Annotated in this window: 17 protein-coding genes; 13 read left to right on the forward strand and 4 right to left on the reverse strand. The window is 35.5% G+C overall.

Annotation, left to right across the window (positions count from 1 at the left end):
* The first annotated feature begins 42 nt into the window (after window positions 1-42).
* From BM371_RS19065 to BM371_RS19080, 4 genes are all read left to right on the forward strand, one after another.
* Window positions 43-756, forward strand: coding sequence for a Crp/Fnr family transcriptional regulator (locus tag BM371_RS19065; RefSeq protein ID WP_034672708.1), 714 nt, complete (start codon window positions 43-45; stop codon window positions 754-756).
* A 63-nt stretch (window positions 757-819) separates the two neighbouring features.
* The gene (gene panB / locus BM371_RS19070) at window positions 820-1635 is read left to right on the forward strand and encodes a 3-methyl-2-oxobutanoate hydroxymethyltransferase (protein ID WP_034672706.1); all 816 of its coding nucleotides are present in this window, start codon (window positions 820-822) and stop codon (window positions 1633-1635) included.
* Entirely contained in the window at window positions 1635-1970 is a 336-nt protein-coding gene (locus BM371_RS19075; protein WP_034672702.1) for a hypothetical protein, read from the forward strand. Before panB ends, BM371_RS19075 begins: the two co-directional genes overlap by 1 nt.
* The gene (locus BM371_RS19080) at window positions 1970-2650 is read left to right on the forward strand and encodes an RluA family pseudouridine synthase (RefSeq protein ID WP_034672701.1); all 681 of its coding nucleotides are present in this window, start codon (window positions 1970-1972) and stop codon (window positions 2648-2650) included. The genes BM371_RS19075 and BM371_RS19080 overlap by 1 nt, the downstream gene beginning before the upstream one ends.
* A 107-nt stretch (window positions 2651-2757) precedes the next feature.
* On the opposite strand, the gene BM371_RS19085 is transcribed toward BM371_RS19080, so the two are convergent.
* Window positions 2758-4893, reverse strand: coding sequence for an outer membrane beta-barrel protein (locus tag BM371_RS19085; protein ID WP_034672698.1), 2136 nt, complete (start codon window positions 4891-4893; stop codon window positions 2758-2760).
* Between the two features lie 58 nt (window positions 4894-4951).
* Complete coding sequence (locus BM371_RS19090) at window positions 4952-7078, reverse strand: outer membrane beta-barrel family protein (RefSeq protein ID WP_034672695.1); 2127 nt, start codon at window positions 7076-7078, stop codon at window positions 4952-4954.
* A 164-nt stretch (window positions 7079-7242) separates the two neighbouring features.
* Between BM371_RS19090 and BM371_RS19095 the strand changes: the two genes are divergently transcribed.
* Genes BM371_RS19095 through BM371_RS19105 form a run of 3 tightly spaced genes read left to right on the forward strand, consistent with a single transcriptional unit; the run spans window position 7243 to window position 9273 of the window.
* Window positions 7243-7590 carry a hypothetical protein gene (locus BM371_RS19095; RefSeq protein WP_034672692.1) on the forward strand — a complete coding sequence of 116 codons (348 nt, stop codon included), beginning with the start codon at window positions 7243-7245 and terminating at the stop codon, window positions 7588-7590.
* On the forward strand, window positions 7587-8603 hold the full coding sequence (locus BM371_RS19100; RefSeq protein WP_034672689.1) for a sensor histidine kinase: 1017 nt from the start codon (window positions 7587-7589) through the stop codon (window positions 8601-8603). Before BM371_RS19095 ends, BM371_RS19100 begins: the two co-directional genes overlap by 4 nt.
* Window positions 8590-9273: a LytR/AlgR family response regulator transcription factor gene (locus BM371_RS19105; RefSeq protein WP_034672686.1), complete on the forward strand. Its 684-nt coding sequence runs from the start codon at window positions 8590-8592 to the stop codon at window positions 9271-9273. The genes BM371_RS19100 and BM371_RS19105 overlap by 14 nt, the downstream gene beginning before the upstream one ends.
* 51 nt (window positions 9274-9324) lie before the next feature.
* On the opposite strand, the gene BM371_RS19110 is transcribed toward BM371_RS19105, so the two are convergent.
* The gene (locus BM371_RS19110; protein WP_034672683.1) at window positions 9325-11592 is read right to left on the reverse strand and encodes an aconitate hydratase; all 2268 of its coding nucleotides are present in this window, start codon (window positions 11590-11592) and stop codon (window positions 9325-9327) included.
* Between the two features lie 304 nt (window positions 11593-11896).
* Window positions 11897-14677, reverse strand: a complete 2781-nt coding sequence (locus tag BM371_RS19115; RefSeq protein ID WP_034672680.1) for a bifunctional aconitate hydratase 2/2-methylisocitrate dehydratase — start codon at window positions 14675-14677, stop codon at window positions 11897-11899.
* Window positions 14678-14991: 314 nt separating this feature from the next.
* Between BM371_RS19115 and BM371_RS19120 the strand changes: the two genes are divergently transcribed.
* From BM371_RS19120 to BM371_RS19145, 6 genes are all read left to right on the forward strand, one after another.
* A complete protein-coding gene (locus tag BM371_RS19120) occupies window positions 14992-15759 on the forward strand; it encodes a WG repeat-containing protein (protein WP_051882510.1) in 768 nt (255 codons plus the stop codon).
* A 268-nt stretch (window positions 15760-16027) separates the two neighbouring features.
* On the forward strand, window positions 16028-18130 hold the full coding sequence (locus BM371_RS19125; RefSeq protein ID WP_034672678.1) for a TonB-dependent receptor: 2103 nt from the start codon (window positions 16028-16030) through the stop codon (window positions 18128-18130).
* Between the two features lie 235 nt (window positions 18131-18365).
* Window positions 18366-19139: an HU domain-containing protein gene (locus BM371_RS19130; RefSeq protein ID WP_034672675.1), complete on the forward strand. Its 774-nt coding sequence runs from the start codon at window positions 18366-18368 to the stop codon at window positions 19137-19139.
* Window positions 19127-19654, forward strand: a complete 528-nt coding sequence (locus BM371_RS19135) for an acyl-CoA thioesterase (RefSeq protein WP_034672672.1) — start codon at window positions 19127-19129, stop codon at window positions 19652-19654. The genes BM371_RS19130 and BM371_RS19135 overlap by 13 nt, the downstream gene beginning before the upstream one ends.
* Window positions 19655-19708: 54 nt before the next feature.
* Window positions 19709-20665 (forward strand): 2-hydroxyacid dehydrogenase, encoded by a 957-nt coding sequence (locus BM371_RS19140; protein WP_034672669.1) that lies wholly within the window; start codon window positions 19709-19711, stop codon window positions 20663-20665.
* Window positions 20666-20784: 119 nt separating this feature from the next.
* Window positions 20785-22047, forward strand: a complete 1263-nt coding sequence (locus BM371_RS19145) for a serine hydrolase domain-containing protein (RefSeq protein ID WP_051882509.1) — start codon at window positions 20785-20787, stop codon at window positions 22045-22047.
* Window positions 22048-22063: the final 16 nt, after the last annotated feature.

Consider the following 22063-nt stretch of genomic DNA (forward strand, 5'->3'; position numbering starts at 1 on the left):
ATCGATTTAAAATGTTCTATTTTTGTGACAAATGTCATAAAAATGTCGCAGGAACAACAAATTGCTATTGAAGAGAGATTTGCAAGAGTTTTTAACGATAAATCATTTAAAGAAAGGTTAACCAGTGCAGATTTTGATAAGTATATGAAGGCAAAAAAGAGCCTTACTTTTCAAAAGCACGATATTATTTTCGAAGATGGTGAAACTCCGAAGGGAGTTTATTTTTTGGAAAAAGGTGCAGCCAAACTTTCTAAATCAGGAGCTTTTGGTAAAGATCAGATTTTAAGATTTATTAAAGAAGGGGATATCATTGGGTATCGTGCGTTACTTTGTGGCGAAAATTTTCAGGCAAAAGCCGAAGCAATGACGGATGTGGAAGCTACTTTCCTTCCTGCTGAAATTTTTATGGATTTACTTGAAGTTGATTCACGGTTATCTTTTGTGATGCTTCAGAAGATCTCTTACGAATTGGGAGAATCTTCCAACACGATTACATTCCTTGCGCAAAAAACGGTAAGAGAAAGACTTGCTGAAATTTTACTGCTTCTCGAGCAGAAATTAGGAACTGATCCGGAAGGATTCATCAAAATATCTTTAACAAGAGAAGAGATTGCCAACATCATCGGAACAGCTACCGAAAGTGCAATTCGTCTGATTTCTGAATTTAAAGGAGATCAGCTCATCGAAGTAGATGGTAGAAATATAAAAATTCTCAACCACGACAAACTCATGAAACTGGGTCACGTGGTTTTATAGAAATTCAAAAAATATAAGTCGGCTCAGTGCCGACTTTTTAACTTTTAAATAATCATAAATAGTATGTCTGTTCATTCTGAAATTAAAAAAGTTACGACCGAAACCTTGCGAAAAATGAAATTCGACAAGGAAAAAATAACAATGCTTACTGCTTACGATTTTACAACCGCGAAAATGGTTGATGCAGGTGGAATTGATGCAATATTGATCGGAGATTCTGCTGCGAACGTCATGGCTGGTTTTGAAACAACGCTTCCCATTACTTTAGATCAGATGATTTATCATACGCAAAGCGTTGTGAGAGGAACCGACAGAGCTTTGGTAATTGCCGATCTTCCTTTCGGAACTTACCAGAGTAATCCGGATATTGCTTTGGAATCTGCCGTGAGAATGATGAAAGAAGGTGGCGCTCATGCCATTAAAATAGAAGGCGGAAAGGGAATTTCTAAATCGATTAAGAAAATCATCAATGCCGGAATTCCGATTATGGGACATTTGGGATTGACTCCGCAATCGATCTATCAATTTGGAACCTATAAAGTAAGAGCAAAAGAAGAAGCAGAAGCTGAAAAATTAATCAGTGATGCAAAATTGCTTGAAGAGCTAGGTTGTTTCGGAGTTGTTCTTGAAAAAATTCCGGCTGATCTTGCAAAACAGGTTACAGAAAGTATCTCAATTCCCACCATCGGAATCGGGGCGGGACCTCATTGTGACGGCCAGGTTTTGGTTTATCATGATATGGTTGGGATGAATAAAGGTTTTTCGCCTAAATTCTTAAGAAGATATTTAGATTTGTATTCAGAAATTACAGGAGCAGTTTCACAGTACGTAAAAGATGTGAAGAGTGCTGATTTTCCTAATCAAAATGAAAGCTATTAATGGACAGGAATAATTTGCAGACCGTACAGGGAATCATCTCTATTTTGGCAATTATTTGTCTGGCTGTCGGATGGTTTAAAATCTTTCCGGGCGATATTAATTATTTTTTATCGGGAAGATTATTTTATATTTTAATCGGCATCAGCTTTATTGTTCAGGCGAGAATGTTGACATTGATCAATTCTAAATTTGTTTACCCTTTATACGCCGCAGCAGGATTGTGTATTATAGGAGCTTTTTTACCGGTTGATTCAGGTCTTAATGTGATGAAAACGATTGGTCTTTTGGTTGGGGTTGTCATTTCTTTTATGAGCAGATCGCAGTACCGTCAGTAATTATGGAAGAACAAATCGTCTACGAAGACAATCATCTTTTAGTCATCAATAAAAAAGTCGGGCAGCTCGTTCAGGGAGATAAAACCGGAGACGAATCTCTGCTCGATTCTATTAAAAATTTTATCAAAAAAAGAGATAACAAACCCGGAAATGTTTTTCTGGGTTTGGTGCATCGTATTGACCGGCCGACTTCAGGTTTGGTTATTTATGCTAAAACATCAAAAGCACTTTCAAGACTTACTCAAATGGTGAAAAATCGTGAGATTGAGAAAACGTATTGGGCGGTTGTGGCTAAAGAAATAATTCCTCAAAGCCAGAAATTGGTTCATTATTTAAAGAAAAACGAGAAAAATAATAAAGCAATTGTTTTTCCAAAAGCGACTGATGGAGCGAAAGAAGCTATTCTTACCTATAACATCATTAAAAGTTTAGATAATTATCTTTTATTGGAAATTGATCTTGAAACAGGAAGGCATCATCAGATCAGAGCCCAATTATCAAAAACGGGAGTTCCGATCAAAGGTGATTTGAAATATGGTGCTCCAAGATCCAATCCGGATGGTGGAATTAATCTTCATGCAAGAAAACTTCAGTTTATTCATCCAGTAACCAAAGAACCGGTAGAAATTGTTGCTCGAGTTCCGCAAAATGATGCGATTTGGAGGGCTTGTGAAGAATAGAAAATTTTGAAAACAAAATAATACAAGCGGTTCTGAATTTCAGAACCGCTTGTATTTAAAGTAGATTTCTCAATATCAAATCTCAAATCTCAAATCTCAAATCACAGTTATTGTCCCTGTTGCAAAATACCACCATTGCTGTCACTTTGCGTCGTATTTTTGATCATATTCGGATCTTCTTTAGCAAGCTTATTTTTGGTTGGAATTTTGTAATTCACAGAGATTCCGAAACTTCTGCTGTCAAATTTATTGGATGTAAACACTTTTCCACCCAAAGAATTGGCTACGATGACACTTTTATTCTGATTAAAAATATCTCTTGCATAAAGTGAAAGATTAAGACGATCGCTCATAAACTTTTTAGATATGGTAATATCCAAAGCGTTGTTTAATGGTTTTTCAATTTCAAAATAATAGAAATTTCCTCCTTTTGGTATTACGTTGTAATTTGCCTGAAGTCTGATGTCTTTTGGTAAAATAAACTGTCCCATCAAGCTGAAGATCCAGAATCCTTTAGTCTTAAGATCCGGCATTTCCTGAATCTGATAACCTGTATAAACATACAATAAATTCATTTTGTCAGGATTCACATTAAATTTCATCAGCTCGCTGAACGGTGTCGTGAAAAGCATGAACGGAATAGGCATTCCTAAATTAAAATTATGCGTTCTGATGCTGTTGACTTGTACCTGTTCGTTTGTGATTAAATTATTTTCTCGGGTAACTTTCTGTACAATTTGGTTTTTTACCCAGCTTGTGTTATAGCCGATGTAAGCATAATCAAATGCGCTGATCTTGATCTCTGCATTGTCATAAATCGTTGGCTGAAGATTCGGGTTTCCGCTCGAATTTAAAGTTTCGGTACGAAGCACCGTGTTATTTGGGTTCAGAAGCGAAACACTTGGCAAACTGATCTTTTTGTTGTAATTAATATTTACAAAAAGCTGTTTCATCAGGTTATATTGCACACTTGCATTTGGAAAAATCTTGAATTTTTTAAACGGATTTAAATTATCCTGTTTTACATTCCCGTTATCATCAAGCACTCGGGTAACTCCCGTGATGTCATAGCTTTCAGCTCTTGCTCCGGCAATGAAATCAAATTTTTTCAAAGTTGCCTGAAATTCAAGATATGCAGAAGCTGTCTGTCTTGTATAATCTAGATTGACAAGATTTCCGTCTTTCGTTTCAAAATTCTGCTGGTCATATAAACCTCCGAAACTCATTTTTCCTTCGTCAAGAATCTTCAAAGGCTGAGAATAATCAACCCGGAAATTATATAGATTGAATAACGAGGAGTTGTTTAGTGAAGTCTCCCCAAACTGATCAAATTCAGAATTACTGTTTGTGTAAATTGCTTTAAAATCAAGCTTTTTATTTTTATCATTAAATTTCTTCTGATAAGTTGCAGCAACTTCCTGTCTTAAACCTTTAGAATCACTTGTTAAATTTGATTTTGTTACCTCATTTAAAAATTGGTCAACTGTAACCGACGAGCCTCCATTATTATGATTGATGTCGTAATTCAGCAACAATCTGTCTTTTCCAAGATCAAATGTAAATGCAGAATTCAAATAATACGTTCTTCCCAAAGAATTGGATTGGTTTCTGCTTAATGCATCAAACTCAGAAAGCGATAAGCTTTCGCGGTAATACTGTCCTAAATTTACCTGCCACCCAAACCATTTATTCCTTGAATTTAGCGAAAGTGAATTATTAAATCTGCTTCTGTATTTATCGTAATCTGAAAAACGGTAACCTCCGTTATAAACGGCAGTAAGATAATTTTTCGCTGACTTGCTTGTGATGATATTCAAAATTGCTCCGCCGGAAGTCGCCGGAAATTCTGCGCCGGGTTGTGTGATAATTTCAATTCTTTCGACCGAATTTGCAGGCATTCCTTCAAGAAAAGCGTTCAGCTCATTGCTGGACATATTTAAAGGACGGCCATCCATATAAACATCAAGCGGTTTTCCCTGATACATCATTCCCACCATGTCTGAAACAACCAGACCTGGAAGTTTTTTTACCCCTTCCATTAATGATCCGGAATTTAAGCTTGGCTGTTCAGAAAAATCAAAAATCGTACGGTCTGCTTTTTGTTCAACGGCTTTTTTAGTTTTAGTAATAACTACCCCTTCGATTTGTTTTTCTTTTTCTGTGGCTTCTTTGTTGTCTTTGTTTTCCTGTGCAAAACCAAAAACCGAACTAAAAATTGAAAGCGTAAGTAATGTTTTCTTCATGATGTGAGTTAAAAATCTATTCAGTTAGACGCCGAAAAATCAGTTTTGTTACAAAATCTTATTGTGCTCTGTCTTTTTCATCAAATTTGATATTTTTTGTATTGACTTTCTTTTTGTTGTTTCCAAATGTATAATTTACGCTCAAACGAAAACTTCTTCCGTCCCAATAATTATTGAAATGCTGACTGTTGTCACTGAAATACATATTTCCACGGTATTTTTGGGCGAAGATATTGGTTACAGTTGCATTGATCTGAAGCTGTTTTTCCATCAGAGAAATTTTTATCCCCGAATTTAAATTAGAAAAATTCTGAAAGGAAGAATTTACATTTTTATAAGGCAAATCCTGGCTGTAATTAGCGAAGAAGAATAATGTTTTGCTTTTGTTTAAAGTGAATGTGTTATTAAATGAATAGCTTAAAGAATGCCCTTTCCAAGTTTCAGCTTCAATATTGTAAACTTTTGAATCGGTTAGTGAACCGTTTACCGAAAGACTTGCTTCCCAGAATTTGAAAAATTTACCGGTGTAGGAAACATTAAATCCATAAAAATCATTATTATAATAATTAAGATAAGTTCCTATTTGTGAAAGCCCGTTAATCATAGATATTTGTCCGAAACCATTTTTTAGTTTTAAATAATAAATACTTGCGGAAAATTTGCTGTTGTAAGTATATCCGAGCTCTAAATTATTGATATAAGACGGCGTTAGCAGAGGATTTCCGGATGAGTAAGAGTACGGATTTGAATACCATCGGAAAGGATTCAGGTTGCTCATGCTTGGGCGGTTGATTCTTCTGGAGTAAGATAGATTGAAAATATTTTTATCTTGTTTGTAAGAAACGAAAGCCGACGGAAACCATTGTCCGTAATTGTAAGAATTACCTGTGTTTGTTGATGGTGTGAAGCTTTGTGCATGCGTATTTTCGTAACGAAGTCCTGCTTTTGTTTCCCAGTGTTCACCGAAACTTTTTGTATAACTCACATAAGCAGCATAGTTTTCTTCCTGATAATTAAACAAATTGGCTCTCTGCAAATCCGGAATATATTGGTTATTAATGATGTTAAAATATTGAAGATCGGTAGAGTTTTTAAACTGATTGAATTTTAAACCGGTCTCGATAGTTCCGAATGAAAAAGGTAATTTCAGGTCGCCCTGTAAAGAGAAAACCTGTGGTGAAATAATGGAAGTTGTTTTTACATCCTGAACGGAATTATCATTCACTTTCAAAGTTGAGAAATTTACATCTGTATCCGAATTATTTTTGAAAAAATTCCCTGCGAAGCTCAGTTTTTTTCCTAATGTATCTAACTTTAAATCATAATAGGCGCTCAAAGTGTGGGCTGGAAGTTTTTCGCGATGGAAGGTGTGGGTCAAAAGATTTTCGACTGTTGAATCTGGATTTATATTTTTTGTTTCATTGACGATGTTCATCGCCGATTTTTGATGAGCATAAATGTATTCCACCCCGATTTCAGAATTTTTATTGAGCTTGTACGAAAGATTTAGGTTTGGTGTCAATTCATTCCACATATCTTTTCTCACCGATCGGCTGTAGTTTTGCGTGGCTCCTAAAATGGTATAGTTTTCTTCTGAGCGTTTGGCACTGTCGTAATAATTGAACTTTACACTACCACTAAATCTTTCAGTTTGATAATTAAGTGTTCCGCTGTTGCTAAAACCTGAATAGGTTCTTTGAATTAAAGTAGAATTGATATTCCCGCTGAAACCAAGATTAGGATTTTTTTTCAAAACAATATTTATCAGTCCGCTGTTTCCCTGGGCTTCGTATTTTGCTGGAGGAGTTGTAATGACCTCTATTTTAGCGATATTTTCAGAACGAATTGTTTTCAGATAATTGAGAAGCGCTGTTCCTGAAAGATTCAGCATTCTTCCGTTGATCATCACATTTACACTGCTTTTTCCGGTAATAGAGATATTTCCAAGATTGTCATCTACTTTAAGCATTGGTACATTGGCTAAAGTTTCTGCCCCATCCATTCCTTGTGATGCGATTGATGCTTCAACATTGAAGATCAGTCGGTCAGCTTTTCTTTCTAGAAGTGCTTTCTTCTTTCCGTTAATGGTTACCGTTTCTATGTTTTTTATTTGTAAAGAGTCTTTTTTTTGGGCATATGAAAAAATAGATAATAGTGAAGCAGCAATAAGGAATATCTTTTTCATGAGGTTGATTATTTTTTTTGACAAATTTATATCTCACACTTATCAGACAAAATATCGTTTCGACCAATAAGGAGATATGTCGGTTTAAAATATTTTCGTCGGGAAAAAACGGGGGTTCATAGATTTGGAAGTTTTAGATTGGCTTTTGTATCTATTTTTGGTCAATGAAAAATATAATTCTTCTTATAAGTATGATTTTACTGCAGCTCTTTGCAGGCAATCACAAAGTAGATGTTTGGAAAACAATTACAATAGCTCCAAACGAAAGCATTGATATTGATAAAGTAAAAGCACCGGTAACTTTAGAAATAAAGAATCTTTCAGATGAAAAGATAAATTTGGTTTCTGATATTAAAATACCTGCTGAAATTTCAGGTAAGTCTGAACTTAGCTACAGATTGCCTAAAAAAAGCAGTTTAAAGCTGGAGAATAAAAACGCAACTTCGGTTTCAATATATTTGCATTATTACTCTTCTAAAAGTATTTTTATTAACAACAAAGAATTAAGATGAGAGCAAAGCAAATTTTATTTTTACACATTTTTTATTGGATTCTTAATTTAAGTTTTTCCATCGTCACCCCGGTTATAGCCGGTAAAACAGAGTTCTTCGTTTTGAATGTTACTTTCTTTGCGGTTAGTTTTATTGCTTTTTATATCAATTATTTTTACATCGTTCCGTTTTTTTTCAATATTAAAAAACTCTATTTCACTATTTTCGGTTTTTTTGTAAGTGTAGGTTGTTTCGTATTCTTCCGTTATATGGTAGAAGAATTGATCTTGCCTCTTTTCATAGGACATGGCAATTATGCTGAAGGTACTTCGCTTTTGTATTACTATTATGATAATGTCTTTTATAGTTCTACCACGCTGTTCATCAGTACTGTGCTGTCTTTGTTCAATATATTTTTTAAAAGAGAAGAAGAAAGGCAGAAATTGATCGAAGAAAAAAAATATGCCGAACTCAAAGCTCTGAAAACTCAGATTAACCCTCATTTTATCTTTAATTCGCTTAATAATATATATTCTTTGGTATTCCAGAATTCTGAAAAAGCTTTGCCTGCTATTGAAGAACTCAGTAAGTTATTGCGGTATTCAACCAAAGATTTAGAGCAGGATTTTATTCCTTTGGAACGAGAAATCGGTTATGTGGAAAGTCTGATTGAGCTGGAAAAATTAAGAATCAAAAATCCTGAGAAAATTATAATTTCAAATCAAATTAAAAATCCTGCTTTGAAAATTTCACCGATGTTAATTGTTCCTTTTGTTGAAAATGCTTTTAAGCACGGTGATTTCAGAGATAAAGGTTTTGAAATGAATATTTCTGATGAAAATACAATTCTGCATTTTTATCTTTTAAATTATAAAAAAGAAAAGATGAAAGATTCAGTCTCAGGAATCGGAATTGATAATGTCAGAAAACGTCTTGAGATTTTGTATCCAAAAAAACATGAACTCAAGATTACGGAAACCGAAGCAGATTTTACCATAGATTTAAAGATCGATTTGAAGAATGAAGAAAAATAAATGTATTATCGTTGATGATGAGCCGCTCGCTGTTTCTCTGATTGGAAGTTATGTCGAAAAAACTCCCTTTTTAGAACTTGTTTTTTCTACCGAAAACCCTATTGAGGCTTTGGAATTTATCAAGAAAAATGAAGCAGAACTTGTTTTTCTTGATATTCAGATGCCTGAAATAACAGGAATCAACTTCATGAAAATTGTTGGTGATAAAATGAAGTATATTCTCACAACAGCTTATTCTGAATACGCTTTGGAAGGTTATGAGCATAATGTAGTGGATTATCTTTTAAAACCGATTTCTTTTGACCGTTTTAATAAAAGTATCCTTAAAGCTAAGGAACGTTTTCCTTTGGATGATGCTAAAGAATCAGGGCATTTTTTTGTAAAATCTTCCGGACAGCAACATCGTATTAACTTTAATGAAATCCTTTACGTAGAAAGCATTAAAGATTATGTCAACATCAAAACTGAAGCTCAGGAATACATTGTTTTAGACACTTTAAAATCCTTGGAAAACCAGCTTCCTGAAAATTTCAGAAGAGTGCACAAATCTTTTATACTAAATACAGAAAAGGTGAAAAGTATTGGTTTAAAAAAAGTGATTCTTACTTCTGAACAGGAAATTCCGATTGGAGAAAGCTATAAAATGAATCTTCTGGATAAGATAAAATAAAAAAGCAACTTCAAACTGAAGTTGCTTTGGCAATATTATAAAAATTAAATTCTAATTTTCCTGTTGTTTGATTAAATTCAAAGCAGAACCTGCTTTAAACCAATCAATTTGCTGATCGTTATACGTATGATTTGCCATGACAATATCTTTAGTTCCGTCTGTATGAACAAACTCTAAAGTCAGTTGTTTTCCCGGAGCAAATTGTTCCAAATCCAAAAAGTTTACCACATCGTCTTCCTGAATCTTGTCGTAATCTGCTTCATTGGCAAATGTAATTCCCAACATTCCCTGTTTTTTCAGGTTGGTTTCGTGAATTCTCGCAAAAGATTTCACCAAAACAGCTTTCACACCTAAATGTCTCGGCTCCATGGCAGCGTGTTCTCTTGAAGAACCCTCACCATAATTTTGGTCTCCCACGACAATTGAAGGAATTCCTGCTGCTTTATATTGTCTTTGTACAGCTGGAACTTCGCCGTATTCTCCGGTCAGTTCATTTTTAACCTTATTGGTTTCCATGTTGTAAGCATTTACTGCTCCAATCAGCATATTATTTGAAATATTATCGAGGTGTCCTCTGTATTTCAACCAAGGTCCTGCCATAGAAATGTGGTCGGTTGTACATTTTCCGAAAGCTTTGATTAAAACTCTTGCTCCTGTAATATTTTTTCCGTCCCAAGCCGGGAATTCCTCCAATAACTGAAGCCTGTCAGAAGTCGGACTTACTTTCACCTCAACAGTAGAACCATCTTCAGATGGAGCCTGATAACCATTATCATCTACAGCAAAACCTTTTGCAGGTAACTCAAATCCTTTAGGCTCATCTAATCTGATTTGCTCACCGGATTCGTTGGTTAAAGTATCTGTAATTGGATTGAAATCTAATCTTCCTGAGATAGCAACTGCAGCCACCATTTCTGGCGAAGCTACGAAAGCGTGAGTATTTGGGTTTCCGTCTGCTCTTTTTGCAAAGTTTCTGTTGAAAGAATGAATAATAGAGTTTTTCTCTCCTTTTTCAGCACCTTCTCTGTCCCATTGTCCGATACAAGGTCCGCAAGCATTGGTGAATATTCTTGCGTTCTCAAATTTTCTGAATGAATCTAAAAATCCGTCTCTTTCTGCGGTAAACTTTACCTGCTCAGAACCTGGATTGATACCTAAAATTGCTTTAGGTTTTACTCCTTTAGCAACAGCATCTTCCACTATAGAAGCAGCTCTTGATAAATCTTCATAAGATGAGTTGGTACACGAACCGATTAAGGCCCATTCCACTTCAAGAGGCCATCCGTTGGCTTCAGCTTTTGCTCTGAATTCAGAAACCGGTGTTGCCAAATCCGGAGTGAAAGGTCCGTTTAAGTGAGGTGTTAATTCAGAAAGGTTAATTTCAATTAATTGATCGAAATATTGCTCTGGGTTTGCATACACTTCAGCATCACCTGTTAAATGTTCAGCAATTTTGTCAGCAGCATCTACAACATCCTGTCTTCCTGTAGCAGCCAAATATCTTCTCATGGAATCATCATACCCGAAAGTAGAAGTCGTCGCTCCGATTTCTGCACCCATGTTACAGATGGTTCCTTTTCCTGTAGCGGAAAGAGACTCTGCACCTTCACCGAAATATTCTACGATGCATCCGGTTCCACCTTTTACCGTAAGAATTCCTGCTACTTTTAAGATAACATCTTTTGCGGAAGTCCAGCCGGACATTTTACCGGTTAATTTTACCCCGATTAATTTTGGCATTTTCAATTCCCAAGCCATTCCTGCCATAACGTCTACTGCATCTGCACCACCAACTCCGATGGCAACCATACCTAAACCTCCTGCGTTTACCGTGTGAGAGTCGGTTCCGATCATCATTCCTCCCGGAAATGCATAATTTTCAAGAACAACCTGGTGGATAATTCCAGCTCCAGGTTTCCAGAAACCGATTCCGTATTTGTCGCAAACCGAGCTTAAGAAATTGAAAACTTCTGAATTTTTATTGATACCTTCCTGTAAATCTGCTTCTGCACCGACTCTTGCCTGAATAAGGTGATCGGCGTGGGCGGTTGAAGGAACGGCTACTTTGGCTTTTCCGGCCTGCATAAATTGTAAAAGTGCCATCTGTGCAGTGGCATCCTGCATGGCAACTCTATCCGGAGCAAAATCTACATAAGAATTTCCTCTTTCATGTTCTTTTGTTGCGTTGCCTTCCCAAAGATGGGTGTAAAGGATTTTTTCTGAAAGTGTTAATGGCTTACCTGTGATTTGTCTTGCTGCTGCAATTCTTTCAGGATAACGCTCGTACACTTTTTTGATCATGTCAATGTCGAATGTCATATCTATTTTAATTTTTCTTTTTCAATAAATTTTCCCGGTATTTTTAATTAAAACTTAAACCGAAAGTTCTTTGTAGTAATTCATCAAAATCTGTTCCTACCAGTTATGGTAAACATAAATAAGATGTATGATGAATATTTTTTTCAACTATCAAGTTAAGGAAAAATAAAATTGCTGTTATTGACATAGGTTAAAATAATCTTAATCATCCTAAAATGGAAAGATTCTAAACAAAAAATGGAAGACTTCAAAAGAAATCTTCCATTTATATTTAAAAGGTCTTTCGACTTTAATTTAAAATCTATTAATGACCAACGGTTACCAATTCTTTAATCGATGGAACGAAAGTCGTTAAATCTATTCCCTCAACAGCTTCTTTGTATTCTTCAATGCTTGGAATTCTACCGATAATAGCCGATAAAACTACTACAGGAGTTGAAGCTAATAAAGATTCTCCTTTTTTACGTTCAGAATCTTCAACCACTCTTCCTTGGAAAAGACGGGTAGAAGTTGCCAAAACAGTATCTCCTTTCTCCGCTTTTTCCTGGTTACCCATACAAAGGTTACAACCTGGACGCTCAAGGTACATCATATTTTCATATTGCGTACGAGCTTCGCCTTTCGGAGCAGCATCATTGAACTCGAACCCTGAATATTTTTCTAATAATTCCCAATCGCCTTCAGCCTTCAATTCGTCAATAATGTTGTAAGTAGGAGCAGCTACAACCAATGGAGCCTGGAATTCTACTTTACCATTCTGCTTTTCGATATTTCTCAACATCTGAGAAACAATTTTAAGATCTCCTTTGTGAACCATACAAGAACCTACGAAACCAAGATCAACTTTTTTCTCACCACCGTAGAAAGTAAGATCTCTGATCGTATCGTGCGTATATCTTTTAGAAACGTCGTCGTTATTTACATCCGGGTCAGCAATCATTGGCTCAACGATGATGTCTAAGTCAACCACTACTTCTGCATAATATTTTGCATTTGCATCCGGAGTCAAAGCTGGTTTGTCACCCGTTCTGATTTCCTCGATTCTTTTATTTGCTTTGTTGATTAGACCTTGAAGAACATGATTATGATTATCCATTCCTTTGTCGATCATAATCTGGATTCTGCTTTTCGCAATTTCCAGTGATTCAATCAAAGTATCGTCTTCAGAAATACAGATAGAAGCTTTAGCCTTCATTTCTGCAGTCCAGTCTGTAAATGTAAACGCTTGATCAGCAGGAAGTGTTCCGATGTGGACCTCGATAATTCTACCTTGGAAAACGTTTTCTCCATCAAATTGCTTCAACATCTGAGCCTGAGTTGCGTGAACCACATCACGGAAGTCCATGTGCTCTTTCATGTCTCCTTTGAAAATCACTTTCACAGATTCAGGAATCGGCATTGAAGCTTCACCTGTTGCCAAAGCAAGAGCTACTGTTCCGGAGTCAGCTCCGAAAGCAACCCCTTTAGACATTCTTGTGTGAGAGTCACCTCCAATGATGATTGCCCATTCGTCAACCGTAATATCATTAAGAACTTTGTGAATAACGTCTGTCATTGCGTGATATTCACCTTTCGGGTCACGAGCTGTGATCACTCCGAAATCATTCATAAATTTCATTAATTTAGGGATATTCGCCTGCGCTTTTTTATCCCAAACCGAAGCTGTATGGCAACCTGACTGATAAGCTCCGTCTACGATTGGAGAAATCACGGTTGCAGCCATTGACTCCAATTCCTGAGCAGTCATCAAGCCTGTTGTATCCTGAGAACCAACAATGTTTACTTCTACACGAACGTCTGAACCTGCATGTAATAATTTACCTTCAGTAACACCTACTGCATTTCTGTTGAAGATTTTTTCAACCGCAGTCAAACCTTGTCCTTCGATAGAAATTTCTTTAGAAGGAGCGAAAACTGTCGGCGCTGTAATCCCTAAAGTTTTTGCCGCAAAAGTCTGGATTTTTTTACCGAAAACGATGGCATAAGAACCACCTGCTTTGATAAATTCTAATTTTTGAGGAGTAAATGATTTTGAAATGTCTTTCAGTTCAGTTTCTCCGTTGTATAATTTTTTTTCTTTGGTATTGATTGTCAGAACAGTTCCTGTAGCAACAGAATATTTTTCTTCCAAAACAATATCACCATTTTCGTTACGAACAGGGTTTCCGTTTTCGTCAACTTTTTTCACCCAGTTTTGTAGGTCAATTCCGATACCTCCGGTTACATCAACTGTCGTTAAGAAAATTGGAGAAATACCGTTTGTTCCTGCTACAATCGGGGCAATGTTTACGAAAGGTACATAAGGACTTGCCTGTTTTCCTGTCCAAAGTGCTACGTTGTTTACACCCGACATACGAGATGAACCAACACCCATTGTTCCTTTTTCTGCAATAAGCATTACACTTGCATCAGGATGTTGAGCCTGTAAAGCTTTGATTTGTTCCTGAGCTTCAGGCGTAATCATACATTTCCCGTGAAGCTCTCTATCTGAACGGGAGTGCGCCTGATTTCCCGGAGACAATAAATCAGTAGAAATATCACCTTCACCAGCGATGAAAGTAACCACTTTGATTTCTTCCGCAACTTCCGGAAGTTTAGTGAAAAACTCTGCCTTTGCATAGCTTTCCAAAATATCTTTAGCGATAGCGTTACCCGCTTCGTAAGCTCCTTTCAAACGAGCTGTATCAGCATCATACAAATAAACTTGAGTTTTAAGAACTTCAGCAGCCTGTTTTGCAACAACTTCATCATTACTTAAAGCCAAATCAAGTAAAACTTCAATTGACGGACCTCCTTTCATGTGAGATAGAAGCTCAAAAGAAAAAGCCGGAGTGATTTCTTCAACCACAGATTCGCCAAGAATAATTTCTTTTAAAAATTTAGCCTTTACACCTGCAGCACTTGTTGTACCCGGTAAAGTATTGTAAATGAAAAATTTTAGAGAATCAGTTCTGTGCTCGTTAGCTGTGTCTTTAATCTGCTCAATAATTGCGCTTAGCAATTCTGCACCGTCGATTGGTTTTGGGTGAAGACCCTGTGTTTTTCTTTCCTCGATTTCTTGGATGTAATCCTGATAAATATTCATAATGATAGAAGTCTTTTCAAATTTAAATAGACCATAGAACAATGTCGTGTTTAATCCTTGCGGTATTTGTAGCGAATGAGCTATAATCTGTAAATTTTAAGTGTTGTTTGATTTTGTTTTTAAACCTATTAAAGATGGCGGTTCCTATAACTGTAATGTCAAAAATCAATTCTTTAAAATGTTTTTCTATATCAAACACTTAAAAATGTTCCCAAAAATACGGAATTTTAATTTTTTTTTTGGTTTAAATTATTTAGATTCTATATAAATATCAATTTTATATTTTCTATTTTTGACACAAAATACATTGAGTGATGATTTTAGGAAAACTGAAACTTGGATTTTTTATAACATTAGCTGTTTTTGCTTCTGCTCAGTCTAAGTATTTGAAAGGTAAAGGTTTAGCTAAATCGAAAACTGCTGTTTCTTCAAAGGTTTCAAAAAAATCGGGATCTGATTTACCGGTTGTTAATGAAAATATACCATTGCTGATTCCGCAAAAAAAGAACGGAAAATCTGGTTTTGTTAATCAGAAGAGCCGATTTGTGATTCAGCCGGAATATGATTTGGTGATGTTTTTTGGTGAAGACTGTAATCTTCTGAACTCTCCGAATGAGAAAATCAGAAAGTTCGGAACTAATGATTTTGCAACTGTTGAGAAAAACGGAATTACTTTCAGGATCAATAAATCCGGAAAAAGGGTCTATCAGTATAAAAATGATGATTTGGGAAAGTGTAATCTTACGTTGCAGAAAGCATTATTCCATGCCTATATTCTTCACGGAAAATATGGGATTATTGAAGATTCAAAGTTTAAAAATCCTTCAGACCGCAGCCAGTTTGCAATTTATCCTGATTATCAGTATCTCTATATTATGGAGGGAGATGATGTTGCCAATCCTATGATTGTTGCCACTTATAATGATAAATTTGGAGTGATTGATGTCAATAATAAAATTGTAATTCCTTTTGAATATTCAGATATAAAAAGAAATTACAGCTGGAAATTGGGGAAAATGTTTGAAGTAACCAAAGACGATAAAAATTATTATTATATCGATTCCGACAACCGTTCGTATTAGATTTAAATAAAAATTTAGGCAAAAATATTTTCGTTGATCTAGGTTTAAATATTTTTTGTAATTTTGCCGCTGAAATTAAAGGGGTGCCCCAATCGGAGCTGAGATTATACCCAATGAACCTGGAACAGGTAATGCTGTTTAGGGAAATTTGAAAATGAGCAATGAATAATAAGCAATTAGTAATACAATAAATTACTTATTACCAATCACTCATTACTTATATCATAATCGCCCCTTTTATTCCATTAAATTTTTAAAATTTATAAGAATGAAAGGATTATTTTTTTTAGGACTTACCGCAAGTTCGCTGAGTTTTGCACAAACTCACAATTCCGATTCTCTGAAAGCCAGAGATATTGAAGCTGTAAACTTCACCAAAAGACTTCCTGTCGCAAAAGAAATCATCAATGTTCAAAAAGATGTCGACAGTAGAAATCTCGGACAGGATTTACCGATTCTTCTGAAAAATCAAACCTCAATTATTTCAACTTCCGATGCCGGAAACGGAGTAGGCTACACCGGTTTTAGAATTCGTGGAGTTGCCGGAAGGGGAATTAATGTCATGATGAACGGTGTTCCGTTCAATGATTCCGAAAGCCAGGGAACTTTTTTTGTGAATGTTCCGGATTTAACGAGCTCTGCGTCGCAAATAGTTATTCAAAGAGGAGTTGGAACTTCCAACAACGGTGTTTCTGCCTTCGGAGCGAGCATCAATGTGATTTCAAAAGAACCGGAAGACAAGTTTTATTTTAAAACAGATGACAGTTACGGTTCATTCAATACCTACAAATACTCTGCAGAAATAGGTTCCGGAAAATTCTGGAAAGACCGTATTTCTGTGATGGGAAGATATACCAATATTCATTCTGACGGATATATTGATAGAGCTGCTTCGGATTTGAATTCTTACAACTTCACTGCTTTATTTGAAGAAGGAAAAACAAAACTTCGCCTGATGGCTTTTGGCGGAAAAGAAAAAACATACCAAGCTTGGAATGGCGTAGACAGACAAACCTGGGAAACCAACCCAAGAACCAATTTGTCAGGAGCAATTTATGATGCAAACTGGGAAAATGTAGTTGATTTTTATGATAACGAAACGGATAATTACAGGCAAAATCACTATCAATTACTTTGGGAGCAAGGTTTAAACGAAAAGTGGAATCTTGAAACAACGCTTCATTACACAAAAGGAAGAGGCTATTATGAAAACTACAAACAGGGTGATCCTTATGCAAGATATAATTTGCCTGATTTTAACGGAAATGAATATTCAGATTTTATCAGAAAAAAATGGCTGAATAATGATTTTTATGGGATCGTTTCTACGTTATATGGGAAATTCAACAATCTGGATCTGAATTTTGGAGTTGTTGGAAACCAATATTACGGAAGACATTATGGAAACGTGAAAGATGTTTTCTTTGCTGAAATTCCGCAACATGAGTATTACCGAAATCGTTCGGTGAAGAATGAAGTTGCAGGTTTTGCAAAAGCTTTGGTGAAAGTAAATGATTTTGAATTCTTCGGAGATTTGCAATTGAGAAATATCGATTATGACACCAAAATTTTAATGGAAGGTGATGGTGAAGGTGCAGATCTGAAAAAGAACTGGCTGTTCTTCAATCCGAAGGCGGGAATCAATTATAGATTAGGAAACGGAAAAGTATTTGTTTCTTATGCTCATGCGCAAAGAGAGCCGAACAGAGATGATTTAATTTCCGATAATGATGTTAAAGCAGAGAAACTGCACGATTTCGAAGCGGGTATTGAAAAACAGTTTGGTCCGGTTGCTTTTACCGCAAACCTTTATTATATGTATTATCTGAATCAGTTGGTTTTAAACGGACAGATCAGTAACATCGGAGAATTTATCAGAACCAATTCCGGGAAAAGTTATCGAAGAGGAATTGAGGTGGGCGCTTTGGCGAAACTTTCAAAACAATGGGAAGTTTCCGGAAATGTAAGTTTAAGCCAGAACAGAAATCAGGATTTCAGAATTGAAAATGAAAAAGGAACAACAAACCTTGGAAATACAGAAATCTCTTTTTCACCTAATGTTATTGCCAATTTAAGTTTGAAATTTAATCCGACGAAAAATTTCCAGTTCTCTTTGATGAATCAGTATGTAGGAAAACAGTATCTGGATAATACGGAAACTGCCGATTTACAGCTGAAGGATTATCTTCTTACAGATTTTAATGCACAATATCAGTTTAAAATTTCGAAACACGATGTTGCTTTGAAGCTTTTGGTAAATAATATTTTCGATCAGAAATATGTGAATAACGGTTATGTTTACAACGGTCCGATTTATTTTGCTCAGGCAGGAACCAATTTTATGTTCGGAATCAGCTGGAAGATTCAGTAATATAATAAGACACCATTTTACATTTTATATAGTAGTTAGATTTTCTAATTAAATTTTTTTAAGACTGTTTCGGCAGTCTTTTTTATTAGATTTAAATTTAAAATTAAATAAAAATCTGTGTAAATCAGTGTAATCTGTGGGAGACTAAACAACAATATTCATTTATGATTTTAACATTTTAAACTCAAAATAAATCTCTCAAAAAGTCACGAAAAAGTCATAAATTTGCGGTCAAATGAATATTTCAGCTTACATTTTAGAATATCTGAAGCAATTCGGAACAGTTGTAGTTCCGCAGTTTGGTGTTTTCTCACTCGAAAATTCCAAGGCAGTTATCAATTCTGAAAACGGAAGTATTCTTCCGCCTTCAAGCAAAATTGCTTTTCATTCAGATTATCAGGTTACGTCGGATGATCTGGTCAATTTTATCAGTACTCAGAAAAGTGTGTCTAAAAATTCTGCTGAAAGCGAACTTCAGGTTCAGACCGATTTCTGGAAGAAAAAGCTTCAGGCAGATCAGGTTTTAGAAATTAATAACCTCGGAACGATTTATATTGAAGACGGTCATTTGACATTCAAAGGAAACCGTTTGGAATCCGATCATCCGGATTTTTATGGTTTGGAAGAAATTCGCTTTTCGGATATTAAAAATAATGAAAGTACGATTCCGACGGTTGACAGAGAAAAAGATTACAAATTCAACAAATCTATTTTGTGGATTTTTCTTTTCATCATTCCTGTTTTGGGAATTTTATATTTCGGTTATACACAACAAGAGTTGATTTTCGGTAAGAAATCATTCGACAGTGTTTCTGTGCAAACCACCACAAAAAGAATTGAAAAACCCGTTCCTGTAAAAATAGATTCTGCTCAGATGAAAATTGCAGATTCTATTAAGCAGATTCAATTGAAAAAAGATTCTTTAATTCAGGATTCTATTAAAAAAACAGCCGTGAAATCTGTGAAAGTTCCGGCAACTCAAAAATCAAAACCTCAATGGCAAAAATAAAAAAAGCGTCAGAATCGCTTACAGTGATGACGAATATCGTTCTTCCGAATGATACCAATCAACTTAGAAACCTTTTCGGTGGAGAATTGTTGGCAAGGATGGACAGATGTGCATCAATCTCAGCAACGAGACACTGCGAGAGAAGAGTAGTAACAGCTTCTGTGAATCACGTTTCTTTCGATCATCCGATTCCTGAAGGCGGAATTGTAGTAATGGAATCTAAAGTTTCCCGTGCTTTTTCAACTTCAATGGAGATTTATGTGGATGTTTGGTTGGATGATCCGATTAATCATAAAAAAATCCAGACCAATAAAGGAATCTATACTTTTGTAGCGGTGGACGAATTCAACAGACCGATTCCGATTCCTGATATGGAGCCGGAAACAGATCTTGAAAAAGAAAGATTTGCTGCAGCCTTACGAAGAAAAGAATTATCTCTGATTCTTTCAGGAAGAATGAAGCCTACAGATTCTGTGGAACTGAAAAAATTGTTTGCAGGAGATATTGAACAATAATTGACAACGGAAGAATTTTTTTCTTCCGTTTATTTTTAAATGTAAGTTACAAAAATGAGAATCTTATTATTAGATAAAAACCATCCTCTTATCACCGATCAGCTTTTAGACAAAAACTTTATTCTGGAAGAAGACTTCACGTCTTCTTATGATGAGGTTTGTGCTAAAATTCAAAATTATGATGGGGTAATTATTCGCAGCAGAATTCCTTTAGATAAAAATTTCCTTGAACATGGAGAAAATCTGAAATTCATCGCAAGAGTAGGAGCCGGAATGGAAAATATAGATATTCCTGTCGCTGAAAAACTTGGAATTCAATTGATTAATTCTCCTGAAGGAAACCGTGATTCTGTGGCTGAACACGTTATCGGAATGCTTTTAATTTTAATGAACCGGCTTTTCATTGCTTCTCAGGAAGTAAAAAACGGAATTTGGCTTCGTGAAGAAAATCGTGGCGACGAATTATTAGGAAAAACGGTAGGATTAATTGGCTATGGAAATATGGGAAAAGCCACCGCAAAAAGACTTTCGGGTTTTGGTTGTAGGGTAATTTTTTATGATATTCTTCCCAATCTTTCCGATGAATTTGCGACTCAGGTTTCTTTAGAAGAATTAAAAGAAAAAGCTGAAGTTTTAAGTTTACACATTCCTTTGACGGAGGAAACTCACTATTTAATTGACGAAAATTTCATCTCAGAGATGAAAAATGATTTCTATTTCGTCAATACAGCAAGAGGTAAAAATATTGAAACGAAATATTTAGTTGAAGCTTTGAAATCAGGAAAAGTAAAAGGAGCTTGTTTGGATGTTTTAGAATATGAAAAGTCATCATTCGAAAATCTTGACACTTCGACTTCGCTCAGTACAAGAGAAAATGAAGATCTGCAATATCTTTTAAACTCAGAAAAAGCAATAGTAACGCCTCATATCGCAGGGTGGACTCATCAGAGCAAAGAAAAACTGGCGCAGGTAATTGTAGATAAAATTGTAGCTGCTTTTTGTTATGATTAGGAGGTTAAGAAAATTACTCATTTAGGGTGTGAAATTTTATGTTAAATAATTCATAATTGATAATTGCCTTTTCATTTTTGAACTGAGTTTTATTAAATTGCCACTCATTTTTTGAACGCATGAAGAAGCTTAACCTGGTATTTGTTACAACCTTTTTTTTATTTCTTTTTTCCTGTAAAAATAAATCTGAAAGCAATATTGCAGCCTCAGAATCTACAACCAACCTTCCTAATTACGGAAATGTAGATCTAAGCAAAGTTTTTGCGGATGAAAACTTTAGTCTGGTCGATAAAAAATACGCAGTAAATTACATCGATCAATACTATAAAAAAGTTTGGGAGGGAAGCAACCTGAGCGGAAGCTTTCTTGTGGCAAAAGGAGATGACATTCTGTACGAAAATTACAGAGGCTTTGCGAGAGAAGGAAACCAGAATCCTATTGATAAAAATACGGCACTTCACGTTGCTTCGGTTTCAAAAACAATGACAGCAATGGCGATGATGAAATTAATCGAAGCCGGTAAAATAAAATTAACAGATCATCTAACACAGTTTTTCCCCGGATTTCCTTATCCTAATGTAACAGTTCAAACTTTATTAGACCAAAGAAGCGGACTTCCAAAGTACGAATATTTCATTACTAAAATTCAACCTGCTCCTGCAGAGCTTTCCAAAACTTTCATTACGAATCAGGATGTTTTAAATATGATTATTAAATACAAACCTGAATTAGCAAGAGATACTGATACGGGTTTTATGTATTGCAATACCAATTATGCGCTTTTGGCTTTATTAATTGAAAAAATCACCAAAACTCCTTTTCCTCAGGCGATGCAAGAAATGGTTTTCACACCGTTGAAAATGAAAAACACTTACATTTTTCAGGAGAAAGATATTCCGACCGCGTCACAATCATTTTATTTTGGTGGAAACAGATTGTATCCTTTAGACCGATTGGATTTGATTTACGGTGATAAAAATGTGTATACAACACCCAGAGATCTCCTCAATTTTTCGAAGGCTATGTTTTCAAAAGATTTTTTAAAACCAGAACTGATGGAAATGGTTTTCACACCATACAGCAATGAAAAAGCAGGACAAAATAATTATGGTTTAGGTTTCAGGATGAAAATTTTTGATAACGGTGAAAAGCTGACCTATCACAACGGTTGGTGGCACGGAACAAACTCTGTTTTTGCTCATCTTTTAAAATCAAAAGTGACGATTGTTGCCATTGGAAATAAATATTCGGGAAGAGTGTATACCGCATTGGCTTTGTCCGGATTATTTGAAGATTTTCCGGCTCAGAAAGACAAGCTCCACAGCATTATGAATGATAATCAGGACACTTTGAAAACCCAGACCGAAGTTTTTGGAGAATAATGTTTATTTTTGCTCA

The sequence above is a fragment of the Chryseobacterium formosense genome (assembly GCF_900116415.1).
Lineage (GTDB): Bacteria > Bacteroidota > Bacteroidia > Flavobacteriales > Weeksellaceae > Chryseobacterium > Chryseobacterium formosense.